General features: G+C 41.9%; 12 protein-coding genes. 5 read left to right on the top strand and 7 right to left on the bottom strand.

The window, feature by feature from the left end; translation table 11 throughout:
• Positions 1-43: 43 nt before the first annotated feature.
• The 6 genes from IEY67_RS18840 to IEY67_RS18865 all read right to left on the bottom strand — a co-directional run bounded on the left by IEY67_RS18840 (position 44) and on the right by IEY67_RS18865 (position 13,106).
• On the bottom strand, positions 44-1,825 hold the full coding sequence (locus tag IEY67_RS18840; RefSeq protein WP_183670817.1) for a RagB/SusD family nutrient uptake outer membrane protein: 1,782 nt from the start codon (positions 1,823-1,825) through the stop codon (positions 44-46).
• A 22-nt stretch (positions 1,826-1,847) separates the two neighbouring features.
• Positions 1,848-4,955, bottom strand: coding sequence for a SusC/RagA family TonB-linked outer membrane protein (locus tag IEY67_RS18845; protein WP_183671144.1), 3,108 nt, complete (start codon positions 4,953-4,955; stop codon positions 1,848-1,850).
• A 347-nt stretch (positions 4,956-5,302) separates the two neighbouring features.
• Positions 5,303-6,781 carry a TolB family protein gene (locus IEY67_RS18850; RefSeq protein WP_122374054.1) on the bottom strand — a complete coding sequence of 493 codons (1,479 nt, stop codon included), beginning with the start codon at positions 6,779-6,781 and terminating at the stop codon, positions 5,303-5,305.
• A 3-nt stretch (positions 6,782-6,784) separates the two neighbouring features.
• Positions 6,785-8,341: a DUF6057 family protein gene (locus tag IEY67_RS18855; RefSeq protein WP_183670816.1), complete on the bottom strand. Its 1,557-nt coding sequence runs from the start codon at positions 8,339-8,341 to the stop codon at positions 6,785-6,787.
• A gap of 53 nt (positions 8,342-8,394) precedes the next feature.
• Positions 8,395-10,026 (bottom strand): RagB/SusD family nutrient uptake outer membrane protein, encoded by a 1,632-nt coding sequence (locus tag IEY67_RS18860; RefSeq protein ID WP_122374056.1) that lies wholly within the window; start codon positions 10,024-10,026, stop codon positions 8,395-8,397.
• 20 nt (positions 10,027-10,046) lie between these two features.
• Positions 10,047-13,106, bottom strand: a complete 3,060-nt coding sequence (locus tag IEY67_RS18865) for a SusC/RagA family TonB-linked outer membrane protein (RefSeq protein WP_122352950.1) — start codon at positions 13,104-13,106, stop codon at positions 10,047-10,049.
• 552 nt (positions 13,107-13,658) lie between these two features.
• On the opposite strand from IEY67_RS18865, the gene IEY67_RS18870 reads away from it, so the two are divergent.
• From IEY67_RS18870 to IEY67_RS18885, 4 genes are all read left to right on the top strand, one after another.
• Entirely contained in the window at positions 13,659-15,605 is a 1,947-nt protein-coding gene (locus IEY67_RS18870; RefSeq protein ID WP_122352951.1) for an ABC-F family ATP-binding cassette domain-containing protein, read from the top strand.
• Between the two features lie 154 nt (positions 15,606-15,759).
• Positions 15,760-16,926: an N-acetylglucosamine-6-phosphate deacetylase gene (nagA, locus tag IEY67_RS18875; protein WP_007658849.1), complete on the top strand. Its 1,167-nt coding sequence runs from the start codon at positions 15,760-15,762 to the stop codon at positions 16,924-16,926.
• 33 nt (positions 16,927-16,959) lie between these two features.
• Complete coding sequence (nagA, locus tag IEY67_RS18880) at positions 16,960-18,126, top strand: N-acetylglucosamine-6-phosphate deacetylase (RefSeq protein WP_122352952.1); 1,167 nt, start codon at positions 16,960-16,962, stop codon at positions 18,124-18,126.
• Between the two features lie 171 nt (positions 18,127-18,297).
• Complete coding sequence (locus IEY67_RS18885; RefSeq protein WP_183670815.1) at positions 18,298-19,494, top strand: aminotransferase-like domain-containing protein; 1,197 nt, start codon at positions 18,298-18,300, stop codon at positions 19,492-19,494.
• Here the strand turns inward: IEY67_RS18885 and IEY67_RS18890 are convergent.
• Positions 19,486-20,898, bottom strand: coding sequence for an aminotransferase-like domain-containing protein (locus IEY67_RS18890; protein WP_183670814.1), 1,413 nt, complete (start codon positions 20,896-20,898; stop codon positions 19,486-19,488). The two genes, IEY67_RS18885 and IEY67_RS18890, sit on opposite strands and share 9 nt — an antisense overlap.
• 251 nt (positions 20,899-21,149) lie before the next feature.
• On the opposite strand from IEY67_RS18890, the gene IEY67_RS18895 reads away from it, so the two are divergent.
• A complete protein-coding gene (locus tag IEY67_RS18895; protein WP_183670812.1) occupies positions 21,150-21,617 on the top strand; it encodes a nuclear transport factor 2 family protein in 468 nt (155 codons plus the stop codon).
• Positions 21,618-21,774 lie beyond the last annotated feature (157 nt).

Genomic DNA, 21,774 nt, shown 5'->3' on the forward strand with positions numbered 1-21,774 from the left:
TATTTCGGCATTACCGGATCCTTCTTATCCACTGCTTCAGATGTTAATACCCCGGATTCTGATCAGTCTTCAGAAGAGGATTCAAATCGATGGCAGATTGAGGTATGGCTTTCAATAGCATACGGTCATCCCATTTCATTGTGATCACTTTTTCTCCGTCCGGCATGGTAATATCCACATTATTGATCTGCTCTCTACAATAGGCGGCACCATAACGGATTATATCATCCAGGCGGAAACCTTCGGCAGCCAGTTCGATCCTGCGTTCGTTGCGGATTAATTCAAGCCCCTGTTCTTTTGACAAAGAGGTCGGGACGTTCGGCATCCCGCAACGGTCGCGTAGTTCGTTCAGTGCAGCCTGTACTTGTCCGTCGAAACTGGTTGTCTGCGTTCTGGCTTCTGCAAAGATCAGCAGGATTTCCGCATAACGGATGCAAGGATAATCGCCTGTGGCCTGTCCGTATCCGGACGGGTCATTTTCCAGAGACAATGTTTTGCGGAAGTTGAATCCTGTTTTAGATTCATTGTTACCTCCTTTTATCCATTCGTAGGCAAAATCTGTTCCGTAATTCGTTTCATACCATCCTTTGAAAGGCAGCATAATGGAGACATACAAGCGGCTGTCGCGGTTACGATATTCGCTGATGTATTTTTCATTCCTGATCTCTCCGCTTTTTACTTTATTTTCGACAAAAAGACGGAAAGTATTTTTATTGTCCGTAGCAATAAATTCATCCGCTTCTTTTCTCAGTTCCGTATAGTTGGCGGCACGTTCTGTTTTGGAAGGAAGGTTGGGTTTGCTACCATCTACAGCCCAATATGAGTCAACCAGATTCTGGGTAGGAGTGACGGAGGACCATCCGCCCAGCTGGTTGGGGCGCATACTCGTATATCGTACCATGTCCTGATAATCCCAGTCGGATGCGGCATATTGACGGGTCATGATATATTCGGGGTTGTCCGTATTGCCATTCTCTGTGTGCCACAGCGCTTCGTAGCTGAACATACCCTTTACGAATTTTTCTTTGTCGATATTGAATTTGGTGAAATCAATATACAGATCCATTTCATCGGCTTCTTTCTGCTGCGCTTCGTTTAATGAAGAGATGCGGAATAAAGAGAAACCTCCTTTATCCATTATCTCTTTTGCTGTACTTTCTGCAGTTGCATAGTCTCCGAAATTCAATGCGGCTCTGGCCTTTAGGGACAATGCTGCATATTTGGTGATACGGCCTTTTTCATTCGGATAACCTCCTGTATATTTTTCAGGTAAACCTGCTGCCCCTTCTGTCAGTTCCTTCATGATAAATTCACGGATAACGCTTATTTCATCACGTGTCACATTTTCAGCATCATAGGGAAGTACTTCCGTGATCAGAGGTACTTTTCCGAAAGTTTGTGTAAGCGACAGATATTGCCATGCCCTCATTACGCGGGTTTCAGCTATGAAACGTGCTTTTAATGCTTCGTCCATAGGACAATTCTCTATTTGTGATAGGAATAAGTTTGCTTTACGAATTGTTTCGAAGTTCCAACCGGCATCATAAGCGGCACTCATACCATTTTGCAGAAAAGTAGAACCGCTTGACTCCCATGAGTACTGGCAATATGCGTCGGGTGAATAGGTGTCGTCATAAACCCCTATGCCCGGAATAGTATTGGAGTAAATTACATTCAGATTCATCCAGGCATCCTTTTCCGATGTCCAATATGTTTCGGAAGCAATACTTGAGGGTGGCTCAACTTCTAAATCACAACTTGCGACAGTTGCACCTATTATTGTACAGAATGCAATGCTTTTGAATAGTTTATTTATATTTTTCATATGTCTAATTCTTTACAATCGATTAAAATGTCAGGTTAACTCCCAGTGCGATAGAAGAAACACCTCTTGTATCTTGCCCACGGCCGTTTCCGGTTTCCGGGTCAAAATCTTCCATTCTTTTGTCTGCACGGATCGTGAACGGATTTTCTGCTGCCACATATACTTTCAGGGCATCCATTTTTAGAGCTTCCAGTGTTTTTTTATTGAATGTGTAGCCGAGAGTAATTGTTTTGATACGGAAATAGTCGGTATTCATTAACCAATATTCGGAAAAACGGTTATTGTATGTCGAGTGTGCGCTTGTACGGGAATAAATTCTCGGATAAGCAGCGTTCGGATTCGGGTTATCCAATGTCCATCTCTTCAGGTGATATTCACGTGGACTGGCATTGTCGGAGAATGCCCAGGCCTGTTCTTGCCAGAAATACTGTTTTGTGCCGCTTACACCTTGTCCGAATGCGCTAAGTTCAAATCCTTTGTAACGTAAGTTGACATTGATACCATAGGTAATATCCGGAACGTCGCAGGCCAGGAAGTCTTTGTCTTCCGCATCCAGTTTTCCGTCTCCGTTTTTATCGACATATTTAATGTCACCGGCCTGTGGAGTCATACCGTCTGTTACATAATTTCCACTGTCGATGTCTTCCTGGCTTAATAAGCCATCTGTGCGCCATCCGTAGAACGTACCGATTGCATAACCTACTTTTTTGATCCAGGGATCTTCATAAATAGGGTCGGATGCACCCAGGTCTGTTACTTTATTCCAGTTTTTACTCATGTTGAAACCAACAGAGTAGGAGAAGTCACCGATTGTTTTATTGTGTGTGATACCGAACTCAATACCTTTGTTGCTGACGCTACCGATATTCTGTGAAGGTTTAAAGTCTTTATAAATACCTACTTCATAAGGTACGTTATAACCTAGCAGGATATCGTTGGTCACTTTATTGTAGTAGTCGCCGGTGAAGTCAATCAGACCGTTGAAGATAGAGAAATCCAGACCGACATCTGTAATGGTTACCTTTTCCCAACCTAAAGTAGCATTGGCCGGTTTTGCTTCCTGAATGCCGTTTACGATGCCATCTTCAAAATTGTAGTTACCACCTTGTTGATAAGTGGAGAAATAATCGTAGTCGCCTACATTATTAATATTACCCAACATACCCCATGAAGCACGGAGTTTCAGGTTATTGATCCAGCTTATATCCTGCATGAATGCTTCCTGGTTGATACGCCATCCGGCAGAGAATGAGGGGAAGATCCCCCAGCGGTTATCTTTATGGAAACGGGAAGAACCGTCTGTTCGTAAATTGGCTTCCAGCAGATAACGATCCATAAAGCTGTAGTTGATACGTCCGAAGTATGAAAGCATTTTATTTTCGTTTGAACCCCCTTCCGTACCGGTGTCGTTCGGTGCGCTTGATCCGCCATTCAGGTCGGTCATATTGTTTGTCGGGAAGTTTTTGCGATACGATTTTTGTTTCTGGTATTGATAATGCTCATAAGAAATACCGGCTAATACATTGAAGCTATGTTTGTCATTACTCCATTCGTAGTTGGCAAGTCCGTTATAAGTCAATCGGTTATGTTCGATCCATTCGTAAGTCATTTTCGACTCGTCTGTCTGTGAACCGTTCAGTTCCAACCCGGTCTTGAAGTCTTTGATCTTAGATGTACTGGCATCGTAAGTAGTTCCCTTGTAATCATATACTTTATAGATCATTTCGCCGGTTAAAACAAGACCTTTCACGGGTTTGAAGTCCAGCGCCAGGTTCAAAAGCGTATTGGTTGTCTTATTTTTCGACCAGTTACCTTGGTTTTGTTTGCGTAACGGGTTACGTAACATATTTACTGTAGAAGCAGGTTTTCCTCCTTCATAACTACCCCATTCTCCGTTGCTTTGTTTGGCAACATACGTGGATGGGACGGTTAGTAATTCCACGTAACTGATTCCTCCTTTATCTGATTTGTTGTCGTCCTGGATATAATTGATGTTGGCGCGCATTGAAACCCATGACTTGATGTCGGAAGATATATTCGTTGTCAGGTTGTAACGGTTGCTGTTTGCTCCCGGTGTGAATTTGTCATCGAATGTATATCCTAAACCTGTGTAGTATTTTACTTTGTTGCCACCACTGAAACTCAGCGAATGCTTTGTGATTGTGGATACATCGTCCAATACCAGATCGTACCAATTGGTATTCGGGTACATGTCCGGATCGGATCCGTCGCGGAATTTCTGGATCATTTCATCTGTATAAGGAACTTGTGCATTAGGATTGTCATTTAATGCGGCTTCATTTGCCAATCGGGCATACCATTCGGAGCTAAGAACTTTCGGTGTATAGGTTGCCATCTTTACACCGAAGTATCCGTTGTAGTTTATCTTCAGGTCACCTTCCTTACCTCCTTTGGTTTTAACCATGACAACACCATAAGCGGCACGTGAGCCGTAGATAGCGGAAGAGGCGGCATCTTTCAGGAAGGATACACTTTCGATAGTGTTCGGATCAAGAGCAGAAAATACGGTAGCATCGGCAGTTGCTCCGTCAATCACGAAGAGCGGTGATGAGGTACCCAGGTTACCACGGCCGCGGAAGTTAATGGATGGTGCTGCACCCGGGCGGCTGATGATTGTTACGCCCGGAACTTGTCCTTGTACGGATGCCAAGACATTCGTATTTACGCGCTCCTTCAATTCTTCAGAACTTACAGAAGCGACGGCCCCAGTCAGGTTTACTTTCTTTTGTGTACCATAACCGACAATGACAACTTCATCCAGAGCCTGTGAATCTTCACTCAGGAGGATTTTCCCTTTGGTAGTTTCCGAGGCTCTGACCTCAATAGTTTTAAAACCGATGCTGCTGATGACCAGGATGTCATTGGGATTTGCTTCCAGAGTGAATTTACCATCCAAATCTGTAACAGTTCCATTGGTGGTACCTTTGACAATGACGTTGGCACCAATCAGCGGTTCATTCATTGTTCCGTCAAAAATGACTCCACTTATGGCTTTTTTCTGTTGGGTAATAGATACATCTGTTGTAGCTGCGTACAAGGATGATGTGGTTACAGAAACAGGAAAAGCAAGTGCGATTAAAAGCAAAGAAATTTGTTTTTGCTTTAACATAGACCTGTAATTCATGTGTTTTTTGATTAATAATTAATACTAATTAAAGGTTATCATAGTTCTAACAGAACTATGTCTGGTGTATAATATGTAATCAAAAGCCTATCAGTGTATTAGTGGGGATTGGTAAAAAACGACAAGTATGGTATTAACTTAATTGAATAATTATTAATTAACATATTGGGCTTTATTCCTTATGAATCGCGATTAATTTTAATATAATTAGTCATTGATAATAAAAAATATACTATATTTGTGACGACGTTATAAAATAGTTCTGTTAGAACTAAGTGATTTATATTTTTCTTCTCTTGGATAATTTCTTTTGATATTACTAATTGTATTTTCTACCGAAAAAGTACCTCTCTGTTCACTGTCTCTTTATTATTCCGGGTTTTACGGATTAGTTGATCTCTGTTTTTTACGGGTGCAGTGATCAGTTCCGGCAAGTTGAATGTTTTAGTGAATTTGAGATAAAAATCCGGGTCTTCCTGAGGTAAAACGAAAGGTTTGCATGCCATCCCCGTTTGAGTATCAAATTTGGCGATATAGGGATGAGCCCATAGACCATCCTGTCGTTTGCTGCTGAAAACGAACCATTCGCCGGTAGACGACCAGGTATGAAAACTATCTACATCCGTACTGTTCACCTCTTCCATATTACGTATTTCGTTTGTTTCCAGATTTAATAAGTACAGTTCACTTTCCGGATGCCAGATTGAAAAGTTTCCGTAATCAGAACAAGTAAACATCAGATATTTTCCATCCGGTGAAATACGGGGGAAAGAGACGCTTTTCCCCTTTTCTGAGGCTTTATAGACACATTCAGGAGAGCCGAAGTCTCTTTTTTCTGCATTAAAAGAGATTCTGTACAGGTCATATCGTATATTACTTAGAGGTGTTTTTTTATCGATAGCCTTACTTCGGCAGAAATAAAGCATAGTCCCGTCAGGATTCCATGCAGGGAATGTTTCCATCCACTCATTGCCATAAATTGCCGGTGAGGTAATTAAGTGGTTTGTTTTTGTATCTAAAATGATCAGATCTGATTCGGAATCGGCTACTTCGATTGCTTTGGGGCCTGTAGAATGGAAATATTGCTGAATTTCATTGACTGAAAATGCCAGATACCGTCCTGCCGGATGCCAGGCGGCATAAGTCCCTCCGTTGTTCATTTCAGGCGTTTTTATATCCAGCCTGCTGAAATTTTCCTGTTGCTTTATAAGCGTTCCTCCCATTTTACCACGTATGTGGATCATCATGGTTTCGGACGAATTTTTACAGAATGTGTGACAGTTTATACATCCTTTTTCTACGGATTTATTTTCGATAATCGGACTCTCTTCGTATGTGCTTAAATTGCGTTGGTAAATTCCCATTTGATTCCATAATTCATATCCCGGATAGATGAGACGGTAAGCCAGATACGGGTCGATTGGCGATTTTGAAATATTATTTATAATATCCGGATATTGTATCCATTTATTGTCCTGTTGTATACAAATACGGATATAAAACATATTTCCTGTAGTATCGTTTAAAAGCTCTTTCCACTTTTTTTGCGGGATAACGACAGATGGTTGTTTACTTCTCAATCGGGTATAGATTTGATTTTGATTACCTATCTCCGTATAATATTCTTCTCCTTTTTCCATGATGCGGAAATTGGGCGGGGCAATATTAGAGGGAAAGGTGACTCCCGTGTAGTCCGGAAAGATATTTATTGATTTACTTGTTTGTATGTCGGGTGTTACGCCTGTTTGTTTACAAGCGGATACTATCCATAATAAGGAATATATGAGTACTATGTATTGTGTATGTTTCATGACCTATTGTTTATCGATGATCTTATTACCGTAAGGACTTAGGAAATGGAGATAATACCAGAAGGTATCTCCGAATTGTTCTTTTAATTTTTTTATTTCTTTCTTCCGGTAAAGAGTATAGTAAGTTCTGAATCGGTATTCCGTTTCTTCGCTGATCGTAAAACCAAGTTTATCATATGTTTCTTTGTCCACTCCCAATTTATAAGTATAGAGTGCTTCTTCGTATAGACGGGGCAAAGAAGCGTATGGAAAAGTTCGTATTCTCCCCAGGTTTTCAGCAAAGCGGGTAATCTGGTTACTAAGTAACAAGTCGCTCATTAAATACTCAAACGCCATTTGATTGGAGGAATCCCGGTCGCATAAATAGCTTAACTCCGGGCCTATATTCAATATATTGGCAAAACGGACTTTTTCCTCCGGATTATATGAGAGTGCATTTGGAAATGGACTTTGTTTTTCCCGAATCATTCTTTCGTATATTTCCGTGTCTCGTTTATAGAATAAAGATTGTTTTAGTACGTTGATGAAACGGTGTGCAACGCCATATCGTTGAATTGCTATATTATACCGGATCAGATTGGTTATTATCGGAGCTGTTTCTCCATATACCACCATCGCTTCGAAAGCCCAACGGTGGGCTTCATTTATATAACCTAATTGTTCATAAATATAATGACCGTATCTACTTCTTTCGGGTTCTCCTGTCCAGGGAAGGTATAAGGAGGCGACTCCTTTGGTTTGCGGATATTTCAATAAGTCGTAGGGCATACGTCCGATATGGAAAAGTGCCATGTTACGGAAATATTCCATTAGCTGATTATTGCCACGGAATTTGTCGGCACAATGTAATACTTTCTCCCATTCTTTCTTTTTTAAATGATCTTCTGCTTCAAGCAACAACCATTCTTTCATGTTGTAGTTGATGATAAACAGATACGATGTGCTGCCGGCATACAGACAAATGCATATAGAAAGACAATAGTAATATTTTTTGTCAGTAAAGAAACGGGATAAATATTTAGCAGATAACCCACTGATGATAATCACTGAAACGGATATTAATAGAGGTATCCAACCCAGGTAGAACACGGTTATCAATGAGATGGGGATTAAGGAATAATAGAAATATCTTTTTCTGAGAAAAGAAAGACAATAGAATATCAGCAGGTAACAAATGATATTTGACGCATGATAAAATTTAAAATCAATAGATTCGAATTGGATCAGTAAGTATAACGGTATCAATACTGCTAAATGTAATGGATCATTTTGTCTTTCGATCCGCTGACAGATCAGGCAGGGAAGAAGATAAATAAAAGATAATAATAGCGTGAAAATGACTTTTCCGACATAAGGATAGTAAAAAAACTGGGTAATGAAATTTGCCATATAACGACCGAGCCCACCGCTTTCATATAGATAGCTTTCCTGGTAAGAACGGCTGAATAAAAATAGTTCCTGCTGTTCATGGTAAGGTATGATATAAGCCAGGCTGTCCATGAATAGAAACATGAATGAAGCGATAAGGCAGATGAACAGAAACCAATGGCTGTTTTTCATAAGGTGTCGTTTTGGGAGAAGGGACCTGGATTCAACCAGGTCCCTTTGAGTTTTTAATAACCGGAATTCTGTGTTAATGCAGGATTCAGGTCAATTTCCGATTGAGGAACCGGATATACATAGTTGTGATCTGAATATCGGCTACCAGTTAATTTTATATTCTCACCCTCATACAATATACATCTTTGTCCGTCGGGAGAGCTGGGGTCGTCTACGAGTTTGTATTTTAAACCGAGGAAAGGAGCATTCAATACTTCGCTGGCAATACCCCATCGGCGAATATCCCACTGGCGTTTGCCTCCTTCCAGGGCAAACTCTACACGCCATTCATTACGGATGCGTTGACGCAACTCGTCCTGTGTCCCGCAGTATGTCGGTTTGCTTGCATCTGTCTTTTGCAGTTCGGGAATACCGGCACGGCGGCGTACACGATTTACAGCCTCGAAAGCAGAATCATCCAAAGGAGTCGTTTCATTTTTAGCCTCTGCATACGTCAGCAATACTTCTGCGAAGCGAATTACATGCCAATCCTTTCCCATATCCCAACCTGTCGATTGCGGATCGATACTCGGATCCAACCATTTCTGCTGATAATAACCGGTTGCCGTAGCATCACCGTGCTGGGCGATACCGGTGTTACCACTAGACTTCAATGGAGCAACTTTGATGACTGTACCATACATCTCTTCACCATCATGTAATACGCAAACTTCCAAACGTGGGTCGCGGTTTGTAAACGGATCGTTTTCTTTGTATAGCGACGATTTGCTGATCGGTGCGCCGTCAATACATTCGAAAGCATCTACCAGGCTCTGTGTCGGGTTGATACCTCCCCAGCCTTTTGTCGGGAAACATTCCCATCCGATGATATAGTTGGTGTTATCCGGTGCGTTAAACTGGCGGACCAGAATAGCTTCGCTACACGCTTCCTGGCTTTCCCAGAATAATTCGGCATACCTTCCGGTGCCTTCTGCATCGAACAATTCATACTGGTTGGAGTCGATAACAGCCTTTGAAGCCGCTGCTGCGACTTCCCAATCAGCGTAATACAAAGCTGCACGTGCTTTCATTGCATAAGCGGCTCCTTTTGTTATACGACCGTATTTGTCGGACGACCATTCTTTCGGTAGCTTTTCAATAGCATAGTCGAAATCTTCCATTACCTTTTTGTAAACTTCTTCGCGGGGAGTACGGGTGATTCCTTCCAGCTGATCCAATGCCAGGCTGCTTTCCACATAAGGGACATCGCCAAACTGCTGGATTAGTTCGAAATAAAGATAACCACGCAGAAAACGGGCTTCTCCGATGGTAGCTTCTTTATCTGCTGTCGGGTAATCTTCTATCATATCTATTTTTTCCAGCAAGATATTGCAGGCACGAATGGAAGAATAACTTCCGCTCCAACTGAAACCTGCCGGATCATAAATACCTTTTGACACATCTCCGGCAGCCCATTTGATGCCATGTACTGCATTATCGGAGTTAATATCTCCATCTATATCTCCATTTGCGCTACCGGGTAATATCCCGTAAATATCTGCAACAAACATCTCTGCATCGACTGGTTTTGTCCAGAAACTGCCGTCAGACAATTCTTCCTGCGGATAACGATCCAGAAAATCGCTACATGAGCAGAGACTTAATAATAATGCCGATATGGTAACTGATAATATATTTTTTTTCATATCTGTTTAAGCGTAAGAAATTAGAATGAAACTTTTAAACCTAAAGACACCTTTTTAACATTACCGTAATAGGCTCCGCGATTGGAAGCCGGAGCTTCGGGATCGATACCTTCCAAACCACTGAATGTTAATAGATTTTCACCGGATAGGTATACTTTAACCTTGTCGACTCCTATCTTTTGAGTAAGAGCAGACGGAATATTATATCCTAATGAAATATTTTTCAGACGAACATAAGATGCATCCTGTAACCAGAAAGAAGAGGTTGAAAAGTTTACCTGTGAATCTTTGGTGATACGAGGATAAGAGGCATTGTGATTATCAGGAGTCCAGCGATCCAGGTGACGTTCCAGTACTTTTCCGCTATTGTAGAATGCATAAGCGGATTCTCCTGTATAATAACCATCTACATCGAAGGCTCCCTGGAAAAATGCAGAAAAGTCGAAATCTTTGTAGAAGAGACTTATATTCAGACCTCCTGTCCATGACGGCTTATCTTTACCGATCACTTTGCGGTCGTTCGCTGCATCGATTTTACCGTCACCGTTCAAATCGCGATATTTAATATCTCCCAGTTGTTCTGTTCCGGTACGTTTCGCATCGTTCGCTAATTCTTCTTCCGTATTGAAATAGCCGATAGCTTCGTAGCCGTAGAATGAGCCTAAAGCATATCCTTCAAGGTACCAGTATTTGCTATCATCCGGATTTTCACCTTCCGTTCCACACATATCTGTAATTTTATTTTTTACATAGGCGACATTCAGGTTAATAGCATAGCTGAAATCTTTATTGATCCGGTTATTATGGAAAACGCTTAAGTCAAAACCTGTATTTTGCATGCTACCTGCATTTTGTGCCGGAGCATCCATGCCGAGGACACCCTGCACCGGCAAATAGAGTAACATATCTTTGGTTTTCTTTTTGTAGACTGACAATTCAAATCCTAAACGGTTATTCAGGAAACCTGCTTCCAGGGCTGCTTCGTAATTGGTTACTGTCGCCCATTTTAGCTCGGAGTTTACATAACGTGATTCATAGGCTGTAGAGTAAAGAGAATTGCCAAACATATAGCTGCCGTATGCATAGGTAGGGATAGCCGGATAGATATCGTCGTCTGCAAGTTCCTCATTACCGGTTTGTCCCCAGCCCAGGCGCAGCTTCAAGTTGCTCAGCCAATTGATATCGGCATCTTTTACAAAACTTTCTTCCGTAATACGCCATCCGGCAGAAACAGAAGGGAAGTATCCCCAGCGTGAGTCTTTCGGGAAACGGGAAGATGCATCGGCACGTAGATTAGCTTCAAACAGATATTTGTCGCTGAAATCATATTGGATACGTCCGAAATAGGAGCGTCGTGCAATTTCGTGGCCTCCGTTTGTATTTGTCTGGGAAGACTTGTCCAATGTGTTCAATGACTCGGTAAGTTCATCGTTTCCACCACCTTTACGGGTAGCCTCCGTATATTTGTATTTATAGTAGATTTGTTCAAAACCGGCTAATACGGCAAGCGAATGTTTTCCGAAAGTTTTGTTATAATTAGCCAATACCTGCGTTGTATACCAGTTCCAGTCATAATATTTTTGATATCCTTCGCGCAGACCGGAGTTATAAGTATTGTTACCGGTACCATATTCCAGTAGTTTTTTGAACCCCTCATTATTACGGGTATCGTTGCGTACAGAGAATAAGGCTTTGACATTCAGTTCCGGTAAAATATTGACTTTGGCGTAGGCTGTTGCGTTGAGCTGCTGGTCTGTTTGTCGTGTAAATCCTGTATTGTTCAGATGGGCAACCGGGTTATTGAGGCCACTATAATAATATGTACCGTCTTCATTATAGACCGGAACGGTAGGAGACAAGCGGTTTGCATATTGGCGAAGCGAAGCATATCCTTCCCATCCGTCATTTTTAGTACCTCTATAGCCTGAAACATTCAATCCGGCATTCAGCCATTTATTGATGTCGCTGTCCACACTGATACGTCCGTTGAAACGATCGTATTTGTTTACATCGATCAGGCCATCCTGGCGTGTATATCCGATAGAAGCATTGTAACTTGTTTTTTCAGAACCTCCGTTGATGGAGAGGTTGTGATAAGTTTCCATTGCATTCTTTTTGAATGTTTCTTTATACCAGTCTGTGTCAGGCAGAGTTCCGTTTCGATAGTTTTCAATATCTTCGTCTGTGTAGGGGAGAATGGCATTGGGATTTTCATTTTTGACTGCTTCGTTATATAACATAGCATAATCTCCCGATCCCAGGAATTTTAACAATGCAACAGGAGATGTCCATGCGACGGAACCGGAGTAGTTGATACGAGCTTTATCTCCTTTCTTACCTTGTTTAGTTGTGATCAGTATGACACCGTTTGCAGCCTGTACTCCATAAATAGCGGAAGATGCGGCGTCTTTCAATACAGTGAGGCTTTCGATATCCTGCGGGTCGATCGTGTTCATACTACCGGGTACTCCGTCTACTATAACCAAGGGGCTACCACCGTTGATGGAGTTTGTACCACGGATGGTAATACTGGCCGTCTGTGATCCCGGAGCACCAGAGCTTTGTATGGCAGTTACACCTGGTATCTGGCCGGCTAAAGCGGCAGATACACTCGCTACACTTCGTGATTCAATAGCTTCGGCAGAAATGTGTGCGACAGAACCTGTCAGGTTTGCTTTTTTCTGTACTCCATAACCGACAACGATCACTTCATCCAGCGCCTGGGAATCTTCTTTCAGGACAATTTTCCCTTTTGAAGCTTCGGATGCTTTGATCTCTAATGTTTTGAATCCAATACTACTGATTACCAGCATGTCCGTAGGATTTGCCTCGATTGTAAATTTTCCATCTAAATCGGTTACAGTTCCGTTTGTCGTGCCTTTAACAACAACATTGGCACCGATGAGCGGCTCATTCATTCCACCATCAAAGACTACTCCACTTATGGCTTTTTTCTGTTGGGTAATAGATACTTCTGTTGTAATGGCGTACAAGGAAGAAGTGGTTACTGAAACAGGAAAAGCAAGTGCAATTAAAAGCAAAGGGAGTTTGTTTTGCTTTAAAATAGACCTGTAATTCATGTGTTTTTTAATTATGATTAATATTAATACTGTGTAATTAGTATGGAGTTCCTGTAGAACTATATACTTTATTTCTTTGGTAATCGGTTGTATTGTAGTTGTTTGTGGTTTTACGTATGTCTTTTTATTAAAACAGGTTAAGATAAATGCAATGAACGTATTTAACGTTTGGGTGTATTTTTATTAAGAAGAGGTCTAAATTTTAAATATTTATAGTATACATATTAAAAAAATACTATATTTGCAGTGTAATTATTAAATAGTTCTACAGGAACTATGTCATTTACAGACTTTCCGCTTTCTATTCCCCTTTATTTAAGTATAAGAGTCTTTTTACCGGAATATTGATTATCAAACAGTCATTAGTTTATCTGGTATTTGGGGGTATCATGTGTGATAATTAAATGCTTCTTCTCTATTTTAGATGAATTAACTTTCCTTTAAACCTTCAGGAAGCTCTGTATATTTAATAAATTCCGGACCTCTTACTATATCCATTAGTATATTGTCAAAATAGAAATTGTATCTTTGTGCCCGTAATACAGAATAAATATGATTTCGGTTGAAGGACTAACAGTTGAATTTGGCGGATTTACGCTTTTTGATGACGTTTCGTTTGTGGTAAATAAGAAAGACCGTATCGCGCTGGTCGGAAAGAACGGGGCGGGAAAATCTACGATGTTGAAGATCTTTGCAGGCTTGCAGACTCCGACATCCGGGACAGTGAGTGTTCCTAAAGAAACAACGATCGGTTATCTGCCGCAGCAAATGCAGTTAACCGATAGCCGTACGGTTCGTGAGGAAGCGGAGCAAGCTTTCGGACATATCCGGGAAATGGAAAAAGAGATCGAACGGTTGAACCTGGAACTGGCAGAGCGGACTGATTATGAGACTGAATCATATCAAAAACTGATAGACAAGGTAACGCATCTTTCTGAACATTTTCAGTTGCTGGGGGGAAGCAACTACCATGCGGAACTGGAACGGACTTTGATCGGATTGGGATTCAAACGTACTGATTTCGATCGTCCGACCTCTGAATTCAGCGGTGGATGGCGTATGCGTATCGAGTTGGCAAAGTTATTGCTTCGCCGGCCGGATGTATTGTTGCTCGATGAGCCGACCAACCACCTGGATATTGAATCTATCCAATGGCTGGAGAATTTTATAGCTACCCGCGCCAATGCGGTGATTTTGGTTTCCCACGACCGCGCCTTTATCGATAACACGACTTTCCGGACGATCGAGATCGAATTGGGAAGCATATACGATTATAAAGTCAAATATTCCGAATATGTGGAACTCCGTAAGGAACGCCGCGAGCAACAACTTCGTGCTTTTGAAAATCAGCAGAAGAAGTTGGCTGATACGGAAGCCTTTATTGAACGGTTCCGCTATAAGGCGACGAAATCCGTTCAGGTGCAGTCGCGTATCAAGCAGCTGGAAAAGGTAGAACGTATCGAAGTCGATGAGGTCGATACGGCGATGTTGAGCCTGAAGTTTCCGCCTGCTCCCCGGTCTGGTTCTTATCCGGTGATCATGGAGAATGTGGCCAAACGTTACGGTGATCATCTGATATTTAAAGATGTGACATTGACTATAAACCGGGGAGACAAAGTGGCTTTTGTCGGTAAGAACGGAGAAGGTAAGTCTACGCTTGTAAAATGTATCATGGATCAGATCGACTATGAGGGCAAATTGCAGTTGGGACATAATGTGAAGATCGGTTACTTTGCACAGAACCAGGCACAGTTGCTGGATGATAACCTGACGGTATTCGATACGATAGACTATGTGGCAGAGGGAGATATACGTACCAAGATACGCGATATACTCGGAGCTTTTATGTTCGGTGGCGAAGCGTCTGATAAGAAGGTGAAAGTATTGTCCGGTGGAGAACGGAGCCGTCTGGCTATGATCCGCCTTTTGCTGGAGCCCGTCAATCTCCTGATTCTCGATGAGCCTACCAACCATTTGGATATGCGTTCGAAGGATGTTTTGAAGGATGCGTTGCGTGAGTTCGACGGGACTGTGATCGTTGTTTCACATGACCGCGAATTTCTGGATGGCCTGGTCGATAAGGTCTATGAATTCGGAAACCAGCGCGTCGTGGAACATTTGGGTGGTATCTACGAGTTTCTGGAAAGAAAGAAAATGGACAGCCTGCGCGAATTGGAACGTACTGCACAGGTCGCTTCTTCTACAACGGATACGGAAGTGCAGCCTACGCAAAATAAGTTATCGTATGAAGCACGCAAGGAGCAGAGTAAAGCGATCAAGAAAGTAGAAAAAGCTGTCGCTGAAGCCGAAAATAAAATAACTGAACTGGAAAACTCCATAGCTGCTATCGAAGCCAGGCTGGCTACTCCGGAAGGTGCATCCGATACCTCTTTATATAATGATTATTCATCATTGAAAAAAGAATTATCTGACACGATGGATACATGGACAGAGTTGACCATAGAGTTGGAAGAATTGAATGAAAAAGCGTCCCGGTGATCCGGCGGCGCTTTTTTTGAAATATATTGATTGAAGAGGGATAGCATTAAATAAAAAGTATTTACATTTGTCAGTGGTAAGCTTCGGCTTATTATACCATGAGTTTGAACTGATTGATAAATAACAAACGCCTAATTTATATAGACAAAATATTATGTTGACTCAAATTATTAACGGTCGTATCCTGACACCACAGGGCTGGATGAAAGATGGTTCTGTTCTGATTAGTGATAACAAGATTCTGGAAGTGACCAACTGTGACCTGGCCATAGTTGGTGCGAACCTGATTGACGCCAAAGGAATGTATATCGTTCCGGGCGGAGTGGAAATCCATGTTCACGGTGGGGGTGGACGTGACTTTATGGAAGGAACGGAAGATGCGTTTCGTGGTGCGGTGGCAGCCCATATGCAACATGGTACGACCAGTATTTTCCCGACTTTGTCTTCTTCAACGATCCCGATGATACGTGCGGCAGCGGCTACTACTGAAAAGTTAATGGCTGAAAAGGATAGTCCTATCCTGGGTTTGCATCTGGAAGGTCATTATTTTAATATGAAGATGGCAGGCGGTCAGATCCCTGAAAATATCAAGAATCCGGATCCCGAAGAATATATTCCTTTACTGGAAGAAACAAATTGCATCAAACGTTGGGATGCAGCCCCGGAACTGCCGGGAGCTATGCAGTTCGGTAAATATATTACTTCTAAAGGTGTGCTGGCTGCTGTCGGTCATACACAGGCTGAGTATGAGGATATCCAGACTGCTTACGAAGCCGGCTATACACATGCTACGCACTTCTATAACGCGATGCCTGGTTTCCATAAACGTCGGGAGTATAAATATGAAGGTACGGTGGAAAGTATCTATCTGATCGATGATATGACAGTGGAAGTGGTGGCTGACGGTATTCATGTACCTCCGACGATCCTCCGTCTGGTATATAAAGTAAAAGGGGTGGAACGTACTTGTTTGATCACGGATGCATTGGCTTGTGCTGCAAGTGACAGCCAGGTGGCTTTCGATCCTCGTGTGATCATCGAAGACGGGGTTTGTAAATTAGCCGACCGTTCGGCTTTGGCCGGTAGTGTGGCTACTATGGACCGTTTGATCCGTACTGTGGTACAGAAAGCAGAAATTCCTTTGGAAGATGCTGTTCGTATGGCTTCTGAAACACCTGCCCGTATCATGGGAGTTTACGATCGGAAAGGTTCTTTGCAACGTGGTAAGGATGCCGACCTGATGGTCTTGGACAAAGATTTGAATGTACGTGCTGTCTGGGCTATGGGAAAATTGGTGGAAGGTACCAATAAGCTGTTTTGAGAATTGAAAGTTGAAAATTGAGAATTGAAAGTTATGTTAACACAAATAATAAACGGACAGATCCTGACTCCACAAGGTTGGTTAAAAGACGGTTCTGTTCTGATCAGTGATGGTAAAATACTGGAAGTAACAAATAGTGACCTGGCAGTGATAGGGGCTACGGTGGTAGATGCCAAAGGAATGTATATTATTCCGGGTTTCGTTGCTATGAATATACACGGTGGCGGCGGTTATGATTTTAAAGAATGTACGGAAGAAGCTTTCCACGGAGCAGTGAACGCGCACATGAAATATGGTGCAACTTGTATTTTCCCGACATTGGCCCCGCTTCCCATGACTGAAGTCAGGAAAGGGGTTGCCTTATGTGAAAGTGTGATGGCAGAGAAAAATAGTCCTGTGTTGGGATTACAGTTGGAAGGCCCCTATCTGAATCCGAAGATGGCAGGCAGTTTGCTGACGGATGCTTTGAAAGATCCTGATCCGGATGAATATAAATCGTTACTGGAAAGTACGAATTGTATTAAACGTTGGGATGCAAGTCCAGAATTACCAGGAGCTTTGGATTTTGCCCGTTATGTCCGTTCAAAAGGCCTCTTGGCAGCCGTTTCTCATACAGAGGCTGAATTTGAAGATATTAAAGCTGCTTATGAAGCCGGTTTTACGCATGCGGCTCATTTTTATAATGCTATGCCCGGGTTCCACAAGCGGCGTGAATATAAATATGAAGGAACGGTAGAAAGTGTGTTCCTGGAAGATGATATGACAGTGGAAGTGATTGCCGATGGCCGCCACTTGCCTTCAACAATCCTGCGTCTGGTTTACAAACTGAAAGGTGTGGAACGTACTTGTTTGTCTACAGATGCTTTGGCTTATGCCGCTAATGAAGGAAAGCCGATAGATGATCCCCGTATCATTATCGAGGATGGCGTTTGTAAACTGGCAGACCATTCTTCGTTGGTTGGAAGTATAGCTACGATGGATGTGCTGGTTCGCACCATGGCACAGAATGCGGGTGTACCTTTGGCTGATGCGGTTCGTATGGCTTCCGAGACACCTGCCCGCCTGATGGGGGTTAGTGATCGTAAAGGTTCTTTACAACGTGGCAAAGATGCTGATATCGTTATTCTGGACCGTAAATTGAATGTCCGTTCTGTTTGGTCGATGGGACATTTGGTGGAAGGAACGAATACATTGGCTTAATCAAAGCGTTATGATTCTATATAATGAGCTCGGTATTGTACCGGGCTCATTTCATTTTATCTGTACCTATCAATATAGATAAAATTATATCTGTTTCTGTTTTGCTTTTGTGGTTTACTTTGCAATCTCTACCTATATAATAAGGTTTTAATCAATAAACAGATAAATAGTATGCAGTTACAGTTTGCAAGAAGGATGTCCGATATAAAGGCTTCGGAAATAAGAGAAATACTTAAAGTGACAGAGAAGGAAGATGTTATTTCTTTTGCGGGGGGACTTCCGGCTCCTGAACTTTTTCCAATAAAAGAAATTGATGAAGTTAGCCGGGGCGTTTTGAAAGAGTCGGGAACGAAGGCACTTCAATATACTACGACAGAAGGGTATGCCCCTTTAAGAAAGTGGATTGCCGACCGGATGAATACCCGGTTAAGTACTTCTTTCGATGAGGATAATATCCTTATTACACATGGTTCGCAACAGGGATTGGATTTATCCGGTAAAGTCTTTCTGGACGAAGAGGATATTGTTCTGTGTGAAAGTCCGACATATCTGGCTGCTATTAGCGCATTTAAAGCATACGGATGCCATTTTATCGAAATACCTACAGATGGGGATGGCATGGTCATGGATTTTCTGGAAGATGTTTTAAAGAAAACCAACGGCATTAAACTGATATATGTAATACCGACTTTCCAGAACCCGACGGGAAAAACCTGGAGTCTGGAAAGACGGAAACGATTGGCGGAATTGTCAGCTAAATATAGTATTCCTGTAGTAGAAGATAATCCGTACGGCGAGTTGAGGTTTGAAGGGGAATCATTACCTTCTGTCAAGTCGTTCGATGCAAAAGGGAATGTCTTGTGTACAGGGAGTTTTTCCAAAATATTCTGTCCCGGTTTCCGTATCGGCTGGATTGCCGGAGATAAAGAGATTATCCGGAAATATGTTTTAGTTAAGCAAGGAGCAGATTTACAATGTAATACAATTGCTCAAATGATCATTGCCGAATATCTGAATCGGTATGATATAGACGAACATATTAGGAAAATCATAGCGATCTATCGGAAACGCAGAGATGTGGCAATAGAATGTATAGGGAAATATTTTCCTGACAATATAAAATATACCCGGCCGGAAGGAGGTTTGTTTACGTGGGTAGAACTACCTGAAAATATTTCGTCACGCACGATTTTGGATACATGTATAGAGAAGAAAATTGCTTTTGTGCCCGGAGGTTCCTTTTTCCCCAATGGAGGTAAAGATAATTCCTTCAGGATCAATTTCTCTAATATGCCGGAGGAGAAAATAGATGCCGGTCTTCGAATGATCGGAGAGGTTATCAGAGAATATATCGATGGGTTACATTGATTTTTTGATGATCTCTCCCAAGGTCTTTAAACGTTCTTCGAGGATAGGAGTCCATTGATGTCCGTAACTCAGGCGCATGCAGTTATTGAATTGATCCTGTAAGGTAAACATTCTTCCGGGAGCAATACTGATCTTTTGCTGCATCGCCTGATAATATAGTTTGGTTGTATCGACTTTTTTATCCAGTTCTACCCACATCATAAATCCACCTTGTGGATGAATGATTCTGGTTTCTTCCGGAAAATAATCTATAATGGACTGTACAAAATGGAGACTATTGGCGTGTAACTCTTGTCTCAATTTGCGCAGGTGGTTTTCGTATCTGTCATTTTCCATAAAGTTGGCGATGGTTTCCTGATTCAAAGGCGGTGTGGATATTAATGTAATGTTCTTTTGTCGAAGAACTTCCTTTTTGAATTTGCCCGGAGCGATCCAACCGACACGATACCCGGGCGCCAATGTCTTTGAGACGGAACAACACCATAACACTAGCCCTTCTTCATCGAAAGCTTTACAGGGGCTGGGACGGGAATTTCCGAAAAAGACGTCACCATACAGATCGTCTTCGATCAGCGGTATATGATGGTCTGCCAGCATTTTCACCACAGCCTTTTTATGCTCTTCGGGCATACAACTTCCTATCGGATTACTGAAATTGCTGATCAGTATGCATGCCTTAATTTGTGGCAGGACTTTCTTTAGAGCATCCGGTTCGACTCCGGTAACGGGATTTGTCGGTAACTCTATAACACGGAGTCCCATGCTGTTTGCCAGTTGAAGTAAACCGAAATATACAGGACTTTCGACAGCAATTGTATCTCCTTTTTGTGTGGTGGCCGACAAGGCTAATGAGACAGCATGGCTGGCTCCTGACGTAGTTACGATGTCGTCTTCGCTCAAAAGTCCGTTCCAGTTATATGTGAACCGGGCAATGTACTTTCTTAATTTAGGACTGCCTTGTGTATCCTCGTATCTTGTTCCGGAGCCAGGAAGTGAACGCATCGCTCTGACCAGCTCCTTATTAAGTTTGGCTATCGGCAATAATATATCTTCCGGTACGCCCAGAGAGAGACGGGTGATCGACAAATCTTCTATGGTTCGATACACTTCCGATATCAAATCGTTGTTTTCTTCGGCAGCATATTTGATCCTGGGCTGGGTCGTAGTTGGGGCAGATAGATGTAAAGGCTTGTAATTAACGAAATATCCGGATTTGGGGGAGGCGAGGATAAAACCTTCTTTTTCCAATTCATAATAGGCTTGTATGGCCGTATTCAGGCTTGTACCGTATTCTCTGCTTATCGTGCGTAGAGAAGGAAGTTTGTCTCCAGGTTTCCATATTCCTGTTTTTATTTGCCAGGCGATCGTCTTTGCGATCTTCTGATATAAAATTTCACCTTTCATATTCTGTATGTGTCCTGCAAAGATATGAAAGACTTTCGAAGAACGATAAAACGCGGAGTTAATTTGGTTATAATGGAAGACTTACGAGAGGAACGTTTTTTATGTAGCTAAACAAAAAAATTAAAGAAGATAACCCTATTTCTGGTTTAATCTGATATATTTGTAAAATATCCGTTTACTATTGACCTGAGTAACTTGCGGATACAGATAAAGATATTCTGATATTATTACTAAAGAATAAAACGAAAAGTATGAGAACTTTATTTTGCTTATTTTCTATCTTGATTATGTCTTGTTGTGTCGGTTTAAATGCATATTCACAGGAACTGACGATTGAACAAAAAGAAAAGATCACTTCTGAGATTGTAACGGCTTTTGAAAATAGTATTAATGCTGCAGAAAACCTCGATGCAAAATTACTGGCAGATTGTGTAGACGATAGCTTTCAATCCGGCTTCATTATCAGTGGACGTTTCTTCCCGCTTTTTAAAGGAGTAATGGACGATTTTAATGGAAAGGCGATAGGTTGTAAGTCCCAAGAATTGACCGTCATTAATAAAAAGATTACCGTTTTAGGAGAGAATACCGCATTGCTCACCGCATCCGGAGATTATTCTTTATACCTCGAAGACGGGCGTACCCTAACCGGCAAATTTGCATGGACTATTGTTTATTCGAAAATAAACGGACAATGGAAAATCGTCCATAGCCATATGTAAAATACCCATTGGCGGAATGTGTTGGATTGATTTGGAAACAAAGAGAAAGGTGTAAAAAAATGAATAGGTTAGATGCAGTGCTTGTCTTCAGGAATTTTAAGAAGAATAAATTGTCGACAGTGACAATGATATTCTCAATAATAGTTGGGATATTTAC

This window comes from Parabacteroides faecis (assembly GCF_014647375.1).
In the GTDB taxonomy this organism is placed as follows: domain Bacteria; phylum Bacteroidota; class Bacteroidia; order Bacteroidales; family Tannerellaceae; genus Parabacteroides; species Parabacteroides faecis.